The sequence below is a fragment of the Pseudogulbenkiania ferrooxidans 2002 genome (assembly GCF_000174355.1).
In the GTDB taxonomy this organism is placed as follows: domain Bacteria; phylum Pseudomonadota; class Gammaproteobacteria; order Burkholderiales; family Chromobacteriaceae; genus Pseudogulbenkiania; species Pseudogulbenkiania ferrooxidans.
This window is the reverse complement of record NZ_ACIS01000006.1, coordinates 21,867-40,248: the sequence shown is the minus strand read 5'-3', so window position 1 is coordinate 40,248 and position 18,382 is coordinate 21,867. Positions and strand designations below refer to the sequence as shown.

Below are 18,382 nucleotides of genomic sequence, written 5' to 3'. Positions count from 1 at the left end.
GCAGGCATTGAAGCTGCCGCCTGGAGGACGGATAATAAACGGTTTTGATGTGGACTCCGACAGCATGCCCGTGATCACTCTCGTCGAGCGGATCGACGCCCTCCTGCCCCAGACCCAGTGTGGCCAGTGCGGCCACGCCGGTTGCCGGCCCTATGCCGAGGCACTGGCGGAAGGACGCGACCCGATCAACCGTTGCCCGCCGGGCGGCGCGGACGGCATCCGGGCGCTGGCAGAACTGCTGGAACAGCCCGTCATCCCGTTCGCTGCCGACGGCCCGCAGCCCAAGCCGCGCGCGCTCGCCGTGATCCAGGAAGACAGCTGCATCGGCTGTACCCTGTGCATCCAGGCCTGTCCGGTGGACGCCATCGTCGGCGCGGCCAAGCTGATGCACACCGTGATCGCGGCCGAATGCACTGGCTGCGAATTGTGCGTGGCCCCCTGTCCGGTGGACTGCATCGATCTGGTGCCGGTGGACGACCCGGACGATGGCAAGCGCGAACACGTCATGGCGCGAGCCCAGCAGGCGCGCAAGCGTTACGAACACCACCAGGCACGCAAGGCGCGCGATCAGGCCGAAAAAGCGCAGCGCCTGGCCGAGCGCGCCGCGGTGAGCACTCCGGTTCCGCCCCCGGCTGCTGCCGATGAGACCCGCCCGGCACCACAAACTTCCGCCGTCGACAAGAACGAACTGATCCGCAAGGCGATGGAACGCGCCGCCGCCCTGCGCGCCGCCAAGGAAGATGCCGACAAGGACTCGCAGTGAACGCCGCCAAACGCCGTGAGATCTTCCGCCGTCTCAAAGAACTCAACCCCGCGCCGCGCACCGAACTCGAATACCGCACACCGTTCGAGCTGCTGATCGCCGTGGTACTGTCGGCGCAAGCCACCGACGTCGGCGTCAACAAGGCCACACGCCTGCTGTTCCCGGTCGCCAACACCCCGGCGGCCCTGCTCTCGCTGGGCGAAGAAGGGCTCTCCGAGTACATCAAGACCATCGGCCTCTACCGCACCAAGGCCAAGAACGTCATCGCCACCTGCCGCCTGCTGCTGGAAAAGCACGGCGGCGAAGTGCCGCAAACCCGCGAAGAGCTGGAGGCGCTGCCCGGCGTCGGCCGCAAGACCGCCAACGTGGTGCTCAACACCGCCTTCGGCCACGCCACCATGGCGGTGGACACCCATATCTTCCGCGTCGCCAACCGCACCCGCCTGGCCCCCGGCAAGGACGTGCGCGCGGTGGAAGACAAGCTGATGAAGGTCATTCCGGCCGAATACCTGGTCGATGCCCACCACTGGCTGATCCTGCACGGCCGCTATACCTGCAAGGCCCGCCGGCCTGAATGCGAACGCTGTCCTATCGTCGATCTCTGTGAATACCCTGCAAAAACGGTATGATGAAAGCGGGAGAGTGAACTCAAGCGGCCTCCGTCATGCAATCTGGACTTGAAAAATGACCGCTCCGGCCCGAGTTCCGCTCTGTCACTACCAGAAAGGATGTTCCGTGACTCCGTATTTCCGCACCATTGTCAGCGCCGCCCTGGCAGTGACGCTGCTTGCTGGCTGCGACAAGATCGAACGCCTGTTCAAAGGCGATAACCCCAACGTAGCGATTCCTGCCCAGTCCGACGGGCGGGTGGCCATGCTGCTGCCCGACTTCACCCAGCTGGTCGAGCGCGACGGGCCAGCCGTGGTAAACATTCAGGCCAACAAGCTCGAAGCGGCCGCGGCCCAGAACGAGCTGCCCTTCCCGATCCCCGAAGACGACCCGCTCTACGACTTCTTCCGTCGCTTCATGCCGAACCAGCCGCCGCAGCAGGATCAGACCCCGAGCGAGAGCGTGTCGTTCGGCTCTGGCTTCATCATCAGCGATGACGGCTACATCCTGACCAACGCCCACGTCGTCGCGGGCGGCTCGCAGATCAAGGTCGTGATGACCGACAAACGCGAACTGAAAGCCAAGCTGGTCGGGCTCGACAAGCGCACCGACGTCGCCGTGCTCAAGGTCGAGGCGGCCGGCCTGCCGGTGGCCAAGATCGGCGATCCGGCCAAGCTCAAGGTTGGGGAGTGGGTCGCCGCCATCGGCGCACCGTTCGGTTTCGACAACACCGTCACCGCCGGCATCGTCTCCGCCAAGGGACGCAGCCTGCCCGACGAAAACTACGTGCCCTTCATCCAGACCGACGTGGCGATCAATCCGGGCAACTCCGGCGGGCCGCTGTTCAACCTGCGTGGCGAGGTCGTCGGCATCAACTCGCAGATCTACAGCCGCTCCGGCGGCTTCATGGGCATCTCCTTCGCCATCCCGATCGACATCGCCATCAACGTGGCCGAGCAGATCAAGACCAAGGGCAAGGTCAGCCGGGGCCAGCTCGGCGTGCACATTCAGGAAGTCAGCCAGGAACTGGCGCAGTCCTTCGGCCTAAAACAACCCAACGGTGCGCTGGTGGTACGGGTGGAACCCAACGGTCCGGCCGCCAAGGCCGGGTTGCAGGTCGGCGACATCATCCTGCACATGAACGGCAAGCTGGTGGAAAGCTCCAAGGATCTGCCGATCCTGGTCGGCGGCCTGCAGCCGGGCGCCAAGATCAAGCTCGGCGTCTGGCGCAAGGGAGCGGAAAAGGACGTCCCGGTGGTGCTGGGTGAACTCGCCAACGAAGCGGCCAACGCGCCGCAGCCCCAGCAGGAAGAACCGGCTCCGCAAAGCTTCCAGTTCAACAAGCTGGGTCTGACGCTGACCGAACTGACCGCCGCCCAGAAAACCGAACTGGGCCTGCCTGGCGGCCTCTTGATCCAGAAAGCCCAGGGGCCGGCGGCACGCGCCGGCCTGCAGCACGGCGATATCATCATCGGCCTGAACCAGAGCCAGGTGCTCGATGTGAAGGGATTCGAACGCGCCCTGGCCAACGCTGGCGGCAGCATTGCCCTTCTGGTGCGGCGACAGGACAACACGCTGTTCGTGCCGCTGCGCCTCGACTGATCGACCAAGCCGCCCTCCGGGGCGGTTTTTTTTGCCCCGTCAGTCCCAGCCAGACGGTTACTCGCCGAACCTGGGGCACGGTAGCAGGCGCCCCATCAACACAACACACCACAAGGAGAAAGCATGACTTTTCTGACGACCGACCTGTGCGACGAACACGAAAACGATGTGCGCGTGCTCGAGCCGATGTTCCAGCGTTTTGGCGCCTGCCCACGTTTCCAGGGCCAGATCGAGACACTCAAGGTGTTCGAGGACAATACCCTGGTGCGCGAGGTGCTGAGCGAGCCGGGCAACGGCCGGGTGCTGGTCGTGGATGGCGGCGGCTCCCGCCGCTGCGCCCTGGTTGGCGACCAGATCGGCGAACTGGCCGTGAAGAACGGCTGGGCCGGCATCGTGGTGTATGGCTGCATCCGCGATTCGGTGGCACTCAACGCCCTGCCCCTGGGTGTCCGGGCGCTGGATACCCACCCGCGCAAATCGGTGAAGCGCGGCGAAGGCCAGCGCGGCCTCGCCGTCACCTTCGGCGGCGTCAGCCTGAGCCCCGGCGACTGGCTCTACGCCGATGAAGACGGCGTGATCGTGGCCGATCGGGCCCTGCTCTGACCCGGCCCCACGCCCTGCCCCCAAACGCTTCGGCCAACCTTTGCAGGTTGGCCGAAGCGTTTTGACGCCATCAATTGCCCGCCTTGGCCCGGGTATAATGCGGCAGCCCGGCCCACACCTCCGGCTCGACCCACGGCACATGCTCCTGCCACCAGGTATGGTGTTCCGGCATAACGCGTTCCGGCTGATCCAGCGAGGCCAGGGTAATATCGATGCTGTCCGGATCGGCCTCGTGCCGATAGGTCAGCGTCGTGCCGCAATGGGGACAGAAACCGCGCTCCACCGGGCACGAGGAGTGATAGTGCATCAGCGGTTCGCCGTGCCACTCCACCTCGCACTCACGCACCGTGAACCAGGTCACGAACAGTGCTCCGCTTGCCTTGCGGCACGCCGAGCAGTGGCAATGCGTGACAAAACTCGGCTCCCCGTACACGCAGTAGTAAATGGCTCCACACAAGCAACTGCCTCTCAAATGCGCCATGCAGGCCCTCCCGTTTCGGCATCGCGCGTCAGGGCAGGCCGTCCCGAGCGCAGCCGGCAATACTCCACTCTGTCACTATGGCACCCGGACGGCGAATTTCAAATTGTCCCATTTCGCTTTACCCATAAAAAAAGCGGACCGAAGTCCGCTTTGTCTTGTCCCGAAGGATCCTCAGGCCGGCTGGACCGGGGTCGACCCCGCCAGTTCGGTAATGTGATTGCTGCCGTCGACAAACACCAGTTTCGGTGCATGATCCTTCAGCTCGGCGTCCTCGTAGACCGCGAACGAGGCGATGATCAGCAGGTCGCCCGGCGCGGCGCGGCGCGCGGCGGAACCGTTGACCGAAATCACCCCCGACCCCCGCTCGGCCTTGATGGCGTAGGTAGCGAAACGCTCGCCATTGGTCACGTTCCAGATCTGCACTTCTTCGTACTCGCGGATATCCGCCGCCTCGAGCAGGTTCTCGTCGATGGCACACGAACCGATGTAGTGCAATTCGGCGTGGGTCGTGGTCACGCGGTGGAGTTTCGATTTCAGCATGCTGCGCTGCATAATTCCGTTCCTTGCTAGCAATGACGCCGCGCTCAGCGCAGCACTTCCACATTATCGATCAGGCGGGTCTTGCCCAGACGCGCCGCGGCCAGCACCACCAGGCGCTTCTCGCCGGCGTGGGCGATCTCCAGGGTGTCGGCCTGACGCACTTCGACGTAGTCGACACGCCAGCCATGTGCTTCCAGATCCTGGCGTGCCGCCGCCTCCAGGCTGGCGTAATCCTGTTCCCCGGCCAGCAGACGGTCACGAATCGCCGCCAGGTGACGGTACAGGCGCGGCGCCTCGGCACGCTCCTCGGCGCTCAGGTAGCCGTTGCGCGACGACAGCGCCAGGCCATCTTCGGCACGGCCGGTATCGACCGGCACGACCTCGACCGGCTGGTTGAGATCGTCCACCATGGCCTTGATCACGTGCAGCTGCTGGTAATCCTTCTTGCCGAAACAGGCCAGATCGGGCTGCACGATGTTGAACAGCTTGGTCACCACCGTGGCCACGCCGCGGAAGTGGCCGGGACGGAAGGCGCCGCACAGCTCGTTTTGGATATGCGGCGGCTCGACGTTGAAGTCCTGGCGGATGCGCGGGTACAACTCCTGCTCGATCGGGAAGAACAGCACGTCGACACCGGCATCGCGCAACTTGGCACTGTCGGCATCGAAAGTACGCGGGTAGGCGTCGAAGTCCTCGCCCTGGCCGAACTGCAGACGGTTGACGAAAATGCTCACCACCACCTTGTCGGCGCGCTGGCGCGCCTCTTTCACCAGAGCCAGGTGGCCCTCGTGCAGATTGCCCATGGTGGGCACGAACGCCACCTTGCCGGCCTGGCGACGCCAGGCTCGCAGCTCGGCGATATTACGAATGACTTCCATCTTCCTTCCTTAGAACCTACCCATAGTCTTGCTGCACGGCCCTGATCGGGGCTCATGCGCACTGCGTGCGAATCTTTCGCTCAGCGATCAGAAATCCTCATGTACCCCTGTACATTCCGGTTTCTGTGCTGCTCTTCACCCCGCTGAGGGCCGCTCGCGACAGACCCTGAACAGGCTGGTACGCCTCAGAAGCAATGCTCTTCCGCCGGGAACGAACGCGCCTTGACCGCCGTGACGTAGCCCGCCACCGCCGCCTGGATGCTGTCCGCGCCGGCCATGAAATTCTTGACGAAACGGGCTTTCCGCCCAGGGTAGACACCGAGGATATCATGCAGCACCAGGACCTGCCCGGAAACGTCGACCCCGGCGCCAATGCCGATGGTCGGCACCGCGATGCCGTCGCTCACCCGCTTGGCCAGGGCGGCCGGCACGCACTCCATCAGCACCAGGCTGGCACCTGCGTCGGCCAGGGCAGACGCATCGTGCAGGATGCGCTCGGCATCGTTCTCGCTCTTGCCCTGCACCCGGTAGCCGCCGAAGCTGTTGACGAACTGCGGCGTCAGGCCGATATGGGAACATACCGGGATGCCGCGCTCGACCAGGAAACGGGTGGTTTCCGCCATGAACGCGCCGCCCTCGACCTTGACCATGTGAGCGCCGGCCTGCATCAGGCGCGCCGCGTTGGCAAAGGCCTGCTGCGGGCTTTCCTGATAGCTGCCGAACGGCATGTCGGACAAGACCAGAGCATTTTTCGCGCCGCGCGCCACGCAGCGGGTGTGGTACTCCATCTGCTCCATGGTCACCGGCAGCGTCGAGTCCTCCCCCTGGATCACCATCCCCAGCGAGTCCCCCACCAGCAGGATTTCGACCCCGGCATCGTCCAGCAGCGTGGCGAAGCTCGTGTCGTAGCAGGTGAGCATGGTGATCTTCTGGCCTTCGGCGGCCATTTTGAACAGGGTATTGACGTTGATTTTCACTGTCTTCTTCCTCGTGGCTTGGGAAAACAGCCGCCGACGCCGACTGCTCGTGGCCGCCACGCCCGGCTGTTTCAGACGATCAGACGCTCTTGTTGAAATAGCTGCGCTGACCGCGCATCTCGCTGATGCAGCGCAACAATAGCTCGAAATCGTCGCTGCCATCAACCAGGTTGAGGTGATCGGTATTGACGATCAGCAGCGGGGCGGCGTCGTAGCCGTGGAAAAATTCGCTGTAGGCGGCATGCACGCGCTTGAGGTAGCCCTCCGGGAAGGCCGACTCGGTTTCCTTGGCGCGGCTGGCCACGCGAGACAGCAGCACGTCTTCCGACGCCTGCAGGTAGATTACCAGGTCGGGAACCGGGAACGCCGGCAGCAGCCGGTCGGTCAGGCGCTGGTAGAGGGCGTGCTCCGGCTCGTCGAGGTTGACGCGGGCAAACAGCGCGTCTTTCTCGAACAGGAAATCGGACACCAGCGGCGCAGTACGCAGCGGGCCATCCTGCATCTCGGCGGCCAGATCGGCGCGCTGCAGCAGGAACGACAACTGGGTGGCCAGGCCATGCTGCTGCGGATTGCGGTAGAAACGTCCGAGGAAGGGGTTGGCGGCGGGCTCTTCGGCCAACAACGACACCCCCCAGTAGTCCGCGAGGCGGCGCGCCAGCGCCGACTTGCCGGCCCCGATCGGCCCTTCCACCACCACATAACGCAATTGGCTCATACCCCCCCCTACTGATTAGCCTTCCAGCCGCTCCACGCCCGATGCATCCAGCCCGGCCAGCAGCCGGTCCGCGCGGCCATGCCGGCCCACGGCGAGATCGGGCTGCAACTCGGCCAGCGGTGCCAGCACGAAAGTGCGCTCGTGCATGCGCGGGTGCGGCAAGGTCAGACGCTCGGACTCCAGCTCGACATCCTCCATCATCAGCAGGTCGAGGTCGAGTACGCGCGGAGCGTTGCGGAACGAGCGCACCCGCCCGAAGTGCTCTTCGAGCGCCATCAGGGCGTCCAGCAAGGCCAGCGGGGAAAGGTCGGTTTCCAGCTCGGCGACCGCGTTGATGAAGTCGGGCTGGTCCAGATAGCCAACCGGGGCGGTCCGATACAGCGAGGAGGCGCGCCGCAGACGCACTCCGGGGATGGTGCTCAGCGCCGCGAAGGCGGCGCGGACCTGTTGCTGCGGCTGCTCCAGGTTGCTGCCCAGCGCGATGTACGCCCGGCTCACGATTCGACGCCCTGCTCGCCGCCCTCGCGGCGACGCTGGCTGGAACGGCGGCGCTTGCGCTTCTTGGCCGGGGCGCCACTGGACGAGCCCTCTTCGCGCACGTTGGCGATCAGTTCCTGGCGTTCGTCGTGATCGGCGTGCTGGAAATCGTCCCACCACTGCACCAGGCTCATCGGCACCTCGCCCGCCTGGGCGCGCAACGAGAGGAAATCGAAAGCGGCGCGGAAGCGCGGCTGTTCCAGGAAGCGGAACGGGCGCTGGCCGCTACGGCTGTCGAAACGCGGCTGCTGCAGCCAGATTTCGCGCATGGTGGCGCTGAAACGGCGCGGAATGGCAAATTCGTTGTCCTGCAGCGACTCGACCTCGGCGATGGCGTCGAACAACGCCTGCACCGGCCGTTCACCTTCCTTGAGCCGCGCCGTCCACTGCTGCGACACCTGGCGCCACAGCAGCGTCGCCAGCAGGAAGCCGACCGACACCGGCTTGTCCTCGCGGATGCGCACATCGGTGCTTTGCAGGCCCAGCCTCAGGAACTCGTCCTTGCCTTCTTCGTCGAGCACCGCGTCGAGCAGCGGGAACACCCCACGCGACAGCCCCTCCTCGCGCAGCTTGCACAGACAGGAGTAGGCCTGCCCCGACATCAGGAGCTTGAGCATTTCGTCGAACAGGCGTGCCGGTGGCTCCTTCTTCAAGAGGTGAGCGTGGGCACGGATCGGCTTGCGGGTATTCTCGTCGATCTCGAAATTCAGCTTCGCCGCCAGACGCACGGCGCGCAGCATGCGTACCGGGTCTTCCTGGTAGCGGCGCGCCGGCTGGCCGATCATCACCAGCTTGCGTGCCTGCAGATCCTTCACCCCGTGGTGATAGTCGACGATGGACTCGTCGGACGGATCGTAGAACAGCGCATTGACGGTAAAGTCGCGGCGGTGGGCGTCTTCTTCCTGGCTGCCATAGGAGTTGTCGGCCATGATGCGGCCGGTCTCGTTGGTATCGTCGATGCTGCCGCCACGGAAGGTGGTGACCTCGATCGTCTCCGGCCCGACCATCACGTGCACGATCTTGAAACGACGGCCGATGATGCGCGAGCGGCGGAACAGATGGTGCACTTGTTCCGGCGTGGCGCTGGTGGCCACGTCGAAGTCCTTGGGGTTGACGTCCAGCAAGAGATCGCGCACGGCGCCCCCTACCACGTACGCGGTAAAACCGGCTTCCTGCAGACGGGAGGTCACTTTCAGCGCGGCATGGCTGAGCCGGTCGCGCCGCACTCCGTGTTGGGAAAGAGGAATAACGCGCGGTTTGACGCGACGCTTGCCTACTACGCCTGCGGGCAGCTCGAGTACTCGTCGAATTAGCTTGCGGATCATCGGGGAAATGGTGAGAGAGTATGGAATTACGCCGAAAAGCGTCGCATTCAAGGCGCCGATTATAGCCTGAAACGACGGGGAAAACACACCGCGCACTATGACGGCGGACCGCCCCCGGCAAGGCCGCCCCAGCCGGCGATTGCCCTGACCGCGCCGCCCACCTAGAATTCAGCCGTTTCCATTGCTGCAGGCCGGCCCCACCGTGACCCCTATTCTCGCTTTCGCCCTCGCCACCATTCCGGACGTGGCCGGCATCCGCACCCTGTACGGTTTTGCCGCCGACATCGCCGACAGTGACGTCGCCGAATTCGCCCTGCAACGCCAGCGCGCCCGCAGCGGCGAGGATGGCATGCCGCTTCACCTGCAGCGCATCGTTGCCATCTCCTGGACCTTGCGACTGGGCGACGAGATCGCCTGCCACACCGGCGGCGACGCCAACACCGACGAGGCCGCGCTGCTGCAGGCCCTGTTCGACCAGGTGGCGCAGCATGCGCCTTGCGTCACCAGCTGGAGCGGCGCGGCGTTCGCCCTGCCGCTGCTGCGCTACCGCGCCCTGATCAACGGCCTCACCCTGCCGCCGCACTGGTCCGCCGAGGATACGACACAAAGCGGCCTCGCGCCGTTGCCCTACGCCACGGTCCCGCTCGACGACATGGCCAGGCTGTGCGGCTTTCCCGCGCTGCCGGTGGTGGCGGGCGGCACGCCGTGGGAGGCCTACCGGGCGGGCCGTCTCGGCGAGATCCGGGCGCGCTGCGATATCGAAGCCATGGCCACCTACCTGCTATTCCTGCGCGACCGCCTGGTACAGGGCACGCTCGGCACCGCCGACTACCATGACAGCGTGGCGCAGGCACGCGGCTGGGTCGGACGACAGGCCGCGCCGCACTGGCGCGACTTCCTCGCCGCATGGTCATCGACCCAGGGTTGACACCCGCCCGAACGCCGGGTAGTCTTTTTGCATGCGCCGATTTGATACAGCTTGCGGGGCGCCGATAAATTCCAGCTAAAGCGTGCGACAAAACCCGCTTTGGCCTCTGGCAAGCGGGTTTTTTCTTGCCTGCCGCCCCTCCCCGCCCGCCGTAGCAATCCGCCATACCGTATTAGCGCCGAGTTAATGACAACTTGCAGGGCGCTCAAAAATCCTGCTAAAGCGTCGCCTGGCAAGGGTTCCGGGCACGCCACAGCGCCCAACCTGAAGGAATACGCCATGTACGACTGCCAAAACGACAGCTGCCGCGACTTCGCCTACGACGCCGGCCACACCGCCCCGATCCAATCCACGCTCAAGGGCACCCTGGTGGCCAGCGCCGCCCACAGCGATCACCTGGCCACCCTCGAGCAGCTTTCGCAATTCGCCCGCCAGCACGGCTACCCCTTGCGCAGGCGGGAGCACCTACTGGAACTGGCCGACGTCACCCTGCCCGACGCCCTGGCGATCAACGCCCGTTTCGGCAGCGCCCTCGTCATCAGCTGCGACCTGCGCTGTCATCCGCCGGCCCGTTTCGCGTAACTCGGTGTCTCAACGCTGTAACGACGCCCCGGCGGGATGACCGTATACTGACCGGTTTTCATCCCTCCGGCCCCGCCATGCTATTCGGACTGAGTCGGGAACCGCGCACCAAAATCGTCGCGGAAGCCCGACAGATTCTCGCCCTGGCGCTACCCATCATGGTGGCCCAGATCGCCCACGTCGCCATGGGCTTCGTCGATACCGTGATGTCCGGCCGCGTCAGCACCAACGACCTGGCCGCGGTGTCCCTGGGCTCCAGCGTCTTCATCACGGTGTACGTGACGCTGGTCGGCATCGCCACCGCGCTCAACCCGCTGATCGCGCACCAGTTCGGCGCCGGCGAGCGCGAGCCCATCGGCGAGACGGTGCGCCAGGGCATGTGGTTCTGCCTGTTCCTGGGCCTGATCGGCAGCGCGCTGATGATCTTCGGCCAACCCTGGCTGCGCGACAGCCTGACGCTGTCGAACGACGTCGAGGACAAGGTGATGCTGTTTCTCGACGGCGTGGCGCTGGGGCTGCCCGCCGCCCTGATGCAGCGCGCACTGCACGCCTTCGCCTCCGGCCTCAGCCGGCCCAAGCCGATCATGCTGGTCGGCGTGGTGGCGCTGCTGCTCAACATCCCGCTCAACTACGCCCTGATCCACGGCCTGTACGGCCTGCCCGCGATGGGCGGCGCCGGCTGTGGCTGGGCCACCGCCGCCGCGCTATGGTTCAACTTCCTGGCGCTGTTGGGCTACGTCGCCCTCCACCGCCATTTCCGCCCCTACGCCTTCACCCGCCGCTGGAGCTGGCCGGACTGGGCGCGCTACCGCGCCATGCTGAAGCTGGGGCTGCCGATCGGGCTGTCGTTCTTCTTCGAGGTCAGTCTGTTCTCGTTCATCGCCTTCCTGGTGGCCAAGCTCGGCACCACGGTGGTGGCGAGCCACCAGGCGGTGCTGAGCGTCAGCAGCATCATCTATATGATGCCGCAGAGCATCTCCACCGCGATGTCGGTGCGGGTGGGCCAGGCGGTCGGCGCCGGTGATTACCGCCAAGCGCGCTTCACCGCCGGCACCGGGCTACTCACCGGACTGGTATTGGCCGGGCTGACCATGCTATTGATGCTGACGTTGCGTGAAGACATCATCCGCCTCTACACCACCGACCCCGAGGTGATCCGCATCGGCGCCGGGCTACTGGTCTTCGCCGCGGTATTCCAATTGACCGACGCCACCCAGTGCATTTCCTCCGGCGCCTTGCGCGGCTACAAGATCACCACGGCGCCGATGATCATCCACGTGGTGTCGTTCTGGGGGTTGGGTTTGAGTCTCGGCATGGTACTGGGGCTGACCGACTGGCCGCTGCCCTTTCTCACCCTGCCCATGGGCATCGAGGGCTTCTGGGCGGCGCTGGTATTCAGCCTGAGCGTGGCGGCGTTTTTGCTGGTAGGCTACCTGTCGCGCGAAAGTCGCCGCCGCCTGGTCCGTCAACACACCGAAAGCTGAACCGCCGTGAGCCTTGTTTTTCTTCATGACCACCCCCTCAAAACGCTGAACACCTTCGGCATGGACGTGCGCGCCGCGACGTTCTGCGAGCTGGACGACCTGGCCCGGCTGCCCGAACTGCTGGCGAGCGAACCGTACCGGCGCGGACCGGTGCTGTGGCTGGGCGGCGGCAGCAACCTACTGTTCACCGGCGACTACCCGGGACTGGTGGTGAAGGTGGCGCTCAGCGGCATCACGGTACTGAGCGAGAACGCCGACGAGGTCGTGGTCGAGGCCGCCGCCGGCGAGAACTGGCACGGCTTCGTGCAGCACACGCTGGCGCAGGGCTGGGCCGGACTCGAGAACCTCAGCCTGATTCCCGGCACCGTGGGCGCGAGCCCGATCCAGAACATCGGCGCCTACGGCGTTGAGGCCAAGGACTGCCTCGCCGAGGTGGTCTGCGCCGACCTGCACGACAACGGCGCCCAGCGCATCCTCTCCAATGCCGAATGCCGTTTCGGCTATCGCGACAGCGTGTTCAAGCACGAAGCGAACGGCCGCCTGCTGGTGACCGCGGTGCGCTTCCGCCTGAGCAAGCGGTCGACGCTGCACACCGGCTACGGCGACATCGGCAAGGAACTGGCGGCGATGGGCAAGGCGGACGGCGCCTCGCCGCGCGACGTCAGCGAAGCGGTGATCCGCATCCGCACGGCCAAGCTGCCCGACCCGGCCCAGCTCGGCAACGCCGGCAGCTTCTTCAAGAACCCTATCATCGACACGGGGTTGGCCGAAGCCCTGCTGGCGCATCACCCCGACCTGCCGCACTACCCGGCGGGCGCCGGCAAGACCAAGCTCGCCGCCGGCTGGCTGATCGACCGTGCCGGACTGAAGGGCTACCGCGAGGGCGACGCCGGCGTACACGCGCGCCAGGCGCTGGTGCTGGTCAACTACGGCCACGCCAGCGGCAAGGAAGTCTGGACCCTGGCGCAGAAAGTGCAGGCCACGGTGAAGGAACGTTACGGCGTGGAGCTGGAGCCGGAACCGCTGGTGCTGTGAGCCCCCTTACGCACGGCGACGGCGCGGTGGTGAACTCGTCTAGCAGGTGTTATTTGAGCAGGCGCCGCCGCGTCAGTATCACCGCCAGCGAGAACGACACGACAGCATAGAGCAGCAGGATCAGCAGGCTGGGCCAGATGAGCGGCGGCACGGTCGCGTTGACCAGCGGCCGGGCAAGACGGATGGCGTGGGTCAGCGGCAGCACCTCGGCCACGGCGCGAATCCAGCCGGGCAGGTTCTCCGCCGGATAGAACACCCCGGAAATCAGCATCATCGGGCTGACCACCAGCGTGAAGTAATACATGAAGAAGTCGTAGCTCGGGCTCAGCGCCGTCACCACCAGCCCCATGCCGGCAAACGCCAGCCCGGACAGCGCGATCAATGGCACGATCCACAGTACCAGCGGGCTCTTGATCAACCCCAGGAGCCCCATTACCAGCAGGATGGCGAGCCCCGACAGCACGCTCTTCGACGCCGCCCACAGCCACTCGCCCAGCACCACGTCGTCCACCGTCAACGGCGCGTTGATGATGGCCGACCAGGTCTTCTGCACGTGCATGCGCGAAAATGCCGAGTACAGCGCCTCGAAGGTCGCGCTGTTCATCGTGCTGTAGCACACTGTCCCGGCGGCCAGGAACTGGATGTACGGCACGCCGCCGATCGACGGCAGCAGGCTGCCGATACCGAAACCCAGGCCCAGCATGTACAGCATCGGGTCGGCCAGGTTGCCGAGGATGGACGGCGCCGCCAGCTTCTTCCACACCAGGAAATTGCGCAACCAGACCGGAATGAAGCGCAGCGACAGGCGAGGCAGCATGCTCAGGCTCCCGGGTCGGAGTTGTCGTCGAGGTAGCGGCTGTCGTCGAAGGTCGCCACCCAGCGCGGCCGATACACAATCAGTATCGCCATGATCAGGCCGGAGGTGAAGGCCTCGGACCAGGACAGCAGGAAGTAGAACGGCAGCGCCTCCGACAGCAGCTCGTCCCAGGGGTAGGCGCCCGTCATCCCCAGCACCGTGATGCCGGCGAGCCCGGTGGCGAACAGGCTGGCACCACCGGCCAGGAACGCGCCGACGAACACGTAGATGAACAGGTTGGGGGGCAACAGGCGCTGTGTCAGGCACAGCACGGTACTCACCAGCGTTACCGGCAGCACCGCCATCAGCCAGAAGTTCAACCCCAGCGCCAGCCAGTCACCGGCACCGTAGGCCGTCACCCCCGCCAGCACGATGGCGAGCGCCAGGAGCGCCAGCCAGTGCCCCATCATCAAGGTCAGGATGGCCGCGCCCAGCAGGTGGAAGGACAGCCCGGGCTTGAGGCCGCCTTTCATCATCCACATCGCCATGGTCAGCACGCAGGCGCCGAGCCAGGCGTTGAGCGCGACGTGGTCGAGCTCCCGCCAGCGCACGCGGCTCGCCGCCCACCCCAGCAGTCCCAAGGCCGCCAGCAGGGTCGACCATTGCACCCAGAGGGGAAAGAAAGCGGCGGGCAGATTCATGAGGTGGCGACGACGGCGAGGAGAATTACTTCATCATACCAGACGCGGCCGACCCGCTGCCGCCACAACACCGCGGCGGACCGCTACAATACGCTTTTTGCGGAGAACGCCCGATGCCAGTCCTGCCCCCTCATCACCTCATCGCCCAACAAGTCGGCCTCAGCTTGGCCGAAGACATCGGCGGCTGCGACTGGACCGCCATGCTGATCGACGACCACGCCAGCGGCCGGGCCACAGTGCTGGCGCGCGAGGAGGCCGTCGTCTGCGGGCAGGCCTGGTTCGAGGAAACCTTCCGCCAGGTCGACGCACGCTGCCGCATCGACTGGAAAGTCGAGGAAGGCGCACGCGTCACGGCCAATACCGTGCTGTGCGAGATTGCCGGTCCGGCGCGCTCCCTGCTCACCGCCGAGCGCACCGCGCTCAACTTCCTGCAGTTGCTCTCGGCGGTGGCGACCCAGACCCGGCGCTACGTCGACGTGGTGGCCGGCACCGCCGCGCGCATCCTCGACACCCGCAAGACGCTGCCGGGACTGCGCTTGGCGCAGAAATACGCCGTCACCGTGGGCGGCGGCGACAACCAGCGCATCGGCCTCTACGATGGCATCCTGATCAAGGAGAACCACATCATGGCCGCCGGCGGCATCCGCCAGGCACTGGAGCAGGCCTGCCGCCTGGCGCCGGCCGGCGTCAGCGTGCAGGTGGAAGTAGAAACACTGGGAGAGCTGAACGAAGCGCTCGAAGCCGGCGCCAAGCTGGTGCTGCTGGACAATATGTCGCTGGACGACATGCGCGCAGCGGTACGCCTGAGCGCCGGGCGCGCCCAACTGGAAGCCTCGGGCGGGGTCGAGCTGACGACGGTGCGGGCGATTGCCGAAACCGGCGTCGATCGCATCTCGGTCGGCAAGCTGACCAAGGACGTCGAGGCAATCGACCTGTCGATGCGCTTCCAGCTCTGAGACGCCGCACTCAACGTGGCTACGCGAGAGTGATCTTGGGGCGGGTGGCACTCTGAGCGAGCGAACTCTCCAATCGAGATTCGCTGACCAGGGTCCTTATGGACCCTGCGTCCATTCCGGCTCCTGCGCTCCGGCCGCCCCGTACTGACGCCGGCTCCTTCCACGTCGAGAACGACGTCTGGGCTACAGGCTTAAGATCAGAGCGCTGCCTCGCCGGGGTTGAGGATGGCGGACAGCTGCCGCAACATGGCCGCGGTGGCACCCCAGACACGATGCGGGCCGTAGGTCAGGGACAGGTAGACGCCGGCCATGCCGTCGCGCACGTAGCTGTGACGTTCGTACTGGCGAGGGTCCAGCACCAGCTTGAGTGGCACCTCGAAGACCTCGGCCACTTCGGACGGCTCGGGCGCCAGCGCCAGGGGCGGCACCAGCAGGCCGACTACCGGCGTCACCCGGAAGCGCGTGATGGTGATGTAGTCGGGCAGTGTGCCCAACACGTCGACGCCGGCTTCGGCCAACCCGACCTCTTCCCGTGCCTCGCGCAGCGCCGCGTGTACCGCGCTCGGGTCGTGCGGATCGATCTTGCCACCGGGAAAGCTGACCTGCCCGGCATGCGTCGATAGCGCGTCGTTACGCCGCGTCAACAGCACCGCCGGCGCCTCTGCGTGCCACACCAAGGGCACCAGCACCGCGGCCGGGCGCTCCGCGCCGGTAGCGGGCCGCTGCGGCAGATCGCCGCCCACGACGGTTTCCCAGTCGCCCTCCAGGCGGGACCGGATCCACTGCCTGGCGTCCTCCACATCGCTCGGAAACATCTCGCTCACCCCCTGCGCCTGCCGCTACGAACCTTGGGCAGGGCCAATTCGCGCCAGTGTGCCAGCAGACGCACACCCAACCCCAAGATAAAGAGTAGCTGCAGCGTCAAAACGTTCACCGTCCCCAGGGCATCCATGGCAAACAGGGCGGCGGCAACCAGAATCGCCACCATGCCGTAGAAGTCCCGGTGCAGGATGAAGGGGATATCGTTGACCATCATGTCGCGCACCACCCCACCCCCCACCGCGGTGATGAACCCCAGCAGCACGACGCCGAAGGCATTCAGATTCAGGCTCAGTCCCACTTGGGCACCGCTCATGCTGAACGCCACCAGGCCGATCGAATCGGCGATCAGGAACAAGCGGCCAAAGGTGGCGCTCTCGCGCCGGTGCAGGCCCGCAAGCCAGGACAGCAGCAGCGTCGCCGCAATGACGATCAGGTTAGTGTAATCATAGAACACCAGCGGGATGCGGCTGACCAGCACGTCGCGCAGGATGCCGCCGCCGATGGCGGTCAACAGTGCCACGATCAGGATGCCCAGCAGGTCGAGCTGCTTGCGCACCCCGACCAGGTAGCCGGAAAAGGCGAAGGCCACGGTGCCGATGCCGGCAAACCACGGCATGGAAGCAAAACGACTCAGTTCCATGGCTTTGCTCAATAACAAAACGCCGGACTCGAAAGCCCGGCGCTGCTGGTGAATGGCGGCCGCTTCAGCGACGCATCGAATCGAAGAACGCGAGATTGTTCTTGGTCGCGCGCATCTTGTCCTGCAGGAATTCCATCGCCTCAAGATCGTCCATCGGGTAGAGCAGCTTGCGCAGCACCCAGATGCGTTGCAGTTGGTCCTGCGGAATCAGCAGCTCTTCGCGGCGGGTACCGGAGCGGTTGATGTTGATCGCCGGGAAGATCCGCTTCTCGGCCATGCGGCGGTCGAGGTGGATCTCCATGTTGCCGGTACCCTTGAACTCTTCATAGATCACGTCATCCATGCGCGAGCCGGTATCGATCAGCGCGGTGGCGATGATGGTGAGCGAGCCGCCCTCTTCCACGTTGCGCGCGGCGCCGAAGAAACGCTTCGGGCGCTGCAGCGCGTTGGAATCGACACCACCGGTCAGCACCTTGCCGGAGGCCGGGATCACGGTGTTGTAGGCACGCGCCAGACGGGTGATCGAGTCGAGCAGGATGACCACGTCCTTCTTGTGCTCGACCAGGCGCTTGGCCTTTTCGATCACCATCTCGGCAACCTGCACGTGGCGCGTGGCCGGCTCGTCGAAGGTGGACGACACCACTTCGCCGCGCACCGACCGGGTCATCTCGGTCACTTCTTCCGGACGCTCGTCGATCAACAGCACGATCAGCTCGACTTCCGGATGGTTGGCAGTGATGGCGTGCGCCAGGTTTTGCAGCATCACGGTTTTGCCGGACTTCGGCGGAGCCACCAGCAAACCACGCTGGCCCTTGCCGATCGGCGCAATCAGATCGATCACGCGGCTGGTGATGTTCTCTTCGGCACGGATGTCGCGCTCCAGCACCAGACGCTCGGTCGGGAACAGCGGCGTCAGGTTCTCGAACAGGATCTTGTGCTTGGCGTTCTCCGGCGGGCCGCCGTTGACCTTGTCCACCTTCACCAATGCAAAGTAGCGCTCGCCGTCTTTCGGGGTGCGGATTTCGCCCTCGATCGAGTCGCCGGTATGCAGGTTGAAGCGGCGGATCTGGCTCGGGCTGACGTAGATGTCGTCCGGGCCGGCCAGGTACGAGGAATCCGGGCTGCGCAGGAAACCGAAACCATCCGGCAGCACCTCCAGCGTACCGTCTCCGAAAATGCTCTCGCCTTTCTTGGCCTGGTTCTTCAGCAGGGCAAAAATCAGGTCTTGCTTGCGCAGGCGGTTGGCGCCGTCGATCTCGTTGGCAATGGCCTTCTCAACGAGTTCGGTAACAGGAAGGTGTTTTAGATCAGATAAGTGCATGGCAGCCGTGGTCGACTCGAATACGGATTAAGCGGGAGTGCTCGACAAGGAGTGTGAAGCGGATACGGAGCGGGCGACAGTGATGTC

Annotated in this window: 21 protein-coding genes; 9 read left to right on the top strand and 12 right to left on the bottom strand. The window is 65.4% G+C overall.

Annotated elements, in window-relative coordinates:
- Positions 1-64: 64 nt before the first annotated feature.
- The 4 genes from rsxB to rraA all read left to right on the top strand — a co-directional run bounded on the left by rsxB (position 65) and on the right by rraA (position 3,577).
- Positions 65-763 carry an electron transport complex subunit RsxB gene (gene rsxB, locus FURADRAFT_RS11300; protein ID WP_008954286.1) on the top strand — a complete coding sequence of 233 codons (699 nt, stop codon included), beginning with the start codon at positions 65-67 and terminating at the stop codon, positions 761-763.
- Positions 760-1,392: an endonuclease III gene (gene nth, locus FURADRAFT_RS11295; protein ID WP_008954285.1), complete on the top strand. Its 633-nt coding sequence runs from the start codon at positions 760-762 to the stop codon at positions 1,390-1,392. The genes rsxB and nth overlap by 4 nt, the downstream gene beginning before the upstream one ends.
- A 55-nt stretch (positions 1,393-1,447) precedes the next feature.
- Positions 1,448-2,974 carry a DegQ family serine endoprotease gene (locus FURADRAFT_RS11290; protein WP_008954284.1) on the top strand — a complete coding sequence of 509 codons (1,527 nt, stop codon included), beginning with the start codon at positions 1,448-1,450 and terminating at the stop codon, positions 2,972-2,974.
- A 123-nt stretch (positions 2,975-3,097) separates the two neighbouring features.
- Complete coding sequence (gene rraA, locus FURADRAFT_RS11285; RefSeq protein WP_008954283.1) at positions 3,098-3,577, top strand: ribonuclease E activity regulator RraA; 480 nt, start codon at positions 3,098-3,100, stop codon at positions 3,575-3,577.
- A 70-nt stretch (positions 3,578-3,647) separates the two neighbouring features.
- On the opposite strand, the gene FURADRAFT_RS11280 is transcribed toward rraA, so the two are convergent.
- The 7 genes from FURADRAFT_RS11280 to pcnB all read right to left on the bottom strand — a co-directional run bounded on the left by FURADRAFT_RS11280 (position 3,648) and on the right by pcnB (position 9,030).
- A complete protein-coding gene (locus FURADRAFT_RS11280) occupies positions 3,648-4,058 on the bottom strand; it encodes a GFA family protein (protein WP_008954282.1) in 411 nt (136 codons plus the stop codon).
- Positions 4,059-4,229: 171 nt separating this feature from the next.
- Positions 4,230-4,610 (bottom strand): aspartate 1-decarboxylase, encoded by a 381-nt coding sequence (gene panD, locus FURADRAFT_RS11275; RefSeq protein ID WP_008954281.1) that lies wholly within the window; start codon positions 4,608-4,610, stop codon positions 4,230-4,232.
- 32 nt (positions 4,611-4,642) lie between these two features.
- Positions 4,643-5,476: a pantoate--beta-alanine ligase gene (gene panC, locus FURADRAFT_RS11270; protein ID WP_008954280.1), complete on the bottom strand. Its 834-nt coding sequence runs from the start codon at positions 5,474-5,476 to the stop codon at positions 4,643-4,645.
- Between the two features lie 185 nt (positions 5,477-5,661).
- On the bottom strand, positions 5,662-6,453 hold the full coding sequence (panB, locus tag FURADRAFT_RS11265; protein WP_008954279.1) for a 3-methyl-2-oxobutanoate hydroxymethyltransferase: 792 nt from the start codon (positions 6,451-6,453) through the stop codon (positions 5,662-5,664).
- 79 nt (positions 6,454-6,532) lie between these two features.
- Positions 6,533-7,168 carry a deoxynucleoside kinase gene (locus tag FURADRAFT_RS11260; protein ID WP_008954278.1) on the bottom strand — a complete coding sequence of 212 codons (636 nt, stop codon included), beginning with the start codon at positions 7,166-7,168 and terminating at the stop codon, positions 6,533-6,535.
- 15 nt (positions 7,169-7,183) lie between these two features.
- Complete coding sequence (gene folK, locus FURADRAFT_RS11255) at positions 7,184-7,666, bottom strand: 2-amino-4-hydroxy-6-hydroxymethyldihydropteridine diphosphokinase (protein WP_008954277.1); 483 nt, start codon at positions 7,664-7,666, stop codon at positions 7,184-7,186.
- Positions 7,663-9,030 carry a polynucleotide adenylyltransferase PcnB gene (gene pcnB, locus FURADRAFT_RS11250; RefSeq protein ID WP_008954276.1) on the bottom strand — a complete coding sequence of 456 codons (1,368 nt, stop codon included), beginning with the start codon at positions 9,028-9,030 and terminating at the stop codon, positions 7,663-7,665. Before pcnB ends, folK begins: the two co-directional genes overlap by 4 nt.
- Positions 9,031-9,232: 202 nt before the next feature.
- On the opposite strand from pcnB, the gene FURADRAFT_RS11245 reads away from it, so the two are divergent.
- The 4 genes from FURADRAFT_RS11245 to murB all read left to right on the top strand — a co-directional run bounded on the left by FURADRAFT_RS11245 (position 9,233) and on the right by murB (position 13,059).
- Positions 9,233-9,958: a 3'-5' exonuclease gene (locus FURADRAFT_RS11245; RefSeq protein ID WP_236261578.1), complete on the top strand. Its 726-nt coding sequence runs from the start codon at positions 9,233-9,235 to the stop codon at positions 9,956-9,958.
- A gap of 279 nt (positions 9,959-10,237) precedes the next feature.
- Entirely contained in the window at positions 10,238-10,540 is a 303-nt protein-coding gene (locus FURADRAFT_RS11240) for a hypothetical protein (protein ID WP_008954274.1), read from the top strand.
- Between the two features lie 77 nt (positions 10,541-10,617).
- Positions 10,618-12,024, top strand: coding sequence for an MATE family efflux transporter (locus FURADRAFT_RS11235; protein ID WP_008954273.1), 1,407 nt, complete (start codon positions 10,618-10,620; stop codon positions 12,022-12,024).
- Between the two features lie 6 nt (positions 12,025-12,030).
- A complete protein-coding gene (gene murB, locus FURADRAFT_RS11230; RefSeq protein ID WP_040652807.1) occupies positions 12,031-13,059 on the top strand; it encodes a UDP-N-acetylmuramate dehydrogenase in 1,029 nt (342 codons plus the stop codon).
- 49 nt (positions 13,060-13,108) lie between these two features.
- Here the strand turns inward: murB and FURADRAFT_RS11225 are convergent, their stop codons facing one another.
- Positions 13,109-13,876: an ABC transporter permease gene (locus FURADRAFT_RS11225; protein ID WP_008954271.1), complete on the bottom strand. Its 768-nt coding sequence runs from the start codon at positions 13,874-13,876 to the stop codon at positions 13,109-13,111.
- A gap of 2 nt (positions 13,877-13,878) precedes the next feature.
- Positions 13,879-14,556 (bottom strand): energy-coupling factor ABC transporter permease, encoded by a 678-nt coding sequence (locus FURADRAFT_RS11220; protein ID WP_008954270.1) that lies wholly within the window; start codon positions 14,554-14,556, stop codon positions 13,879-13,881.
- A 113-nt stretch (positions 14,557-14,669) separates the two neighbouring features.
- Here FURADRAFT_RS11220 and nadC point away from each other — a divergent pair, with 113 nt between their 5' ends.
- Positions 14,670-15,512 carry a carboxylating nicotinate-nucleotide diphosphorylase gene (gene nadC, locus FURADRAFT_RS11215; RefSeq protein WP_008954269.1) on the top strand — a complete coding sequence of 281 codons (843 nt, stop codon included), beginning with the start codon at positions 14,670-14,672 and terminating at the stop codon, positions 15,510-15,512.
- Positions 15,513-15,709: 197 nt separating this feature from the next.
- Here the strand turns inward: nadC and FURADRAFT_RS11210 are convergent, their stop codons facing one another.
- The 3 genes from FURADRAFT_RS11210 to rho form a co-directional block, all read right to left on the bottom strand.
- On the bottom strand, positions 15,710-16,327 hold the full coding sequence (locus FURADRAFT_RS11210) for a CoA pyrophosphatase (RefSeq protein WP_008954267.1): 618 nt from the start codon (positions 16,325-16,327) through the stop codon (positions 15,710-15,712).
- Positions 16,328-16,332: 5 nt separating this feature from the next.
- The gene (locus tag FURADRAFT_RS11205) at positions 16,333-16,974 is read right to left on the bottom strand and encodes a trimeric intracellular cation channel family protein (protein ID WP_008954266.1); all 642 of its coding nucleotides are present in this window, start codon (positions 16,972-16,974) and stop codon (positions 16,333-16,335) included.
- A 64-nt stretch (positions 16,975-17,038) separates the two neighbouring features.
- Positions 17,039-18,295, bottom strand: coding sequence for a transcription termination factor Rho (gene rho / locus FURADRAFT_RS11200; protein ID WP_008954265.1), 1,257 nt, complete (start codon positions 18,293-18,295; stop codon positions 17,039-17,041).
- Positions 18,296-18,382 lie beyond the last annotated feature (87 nt).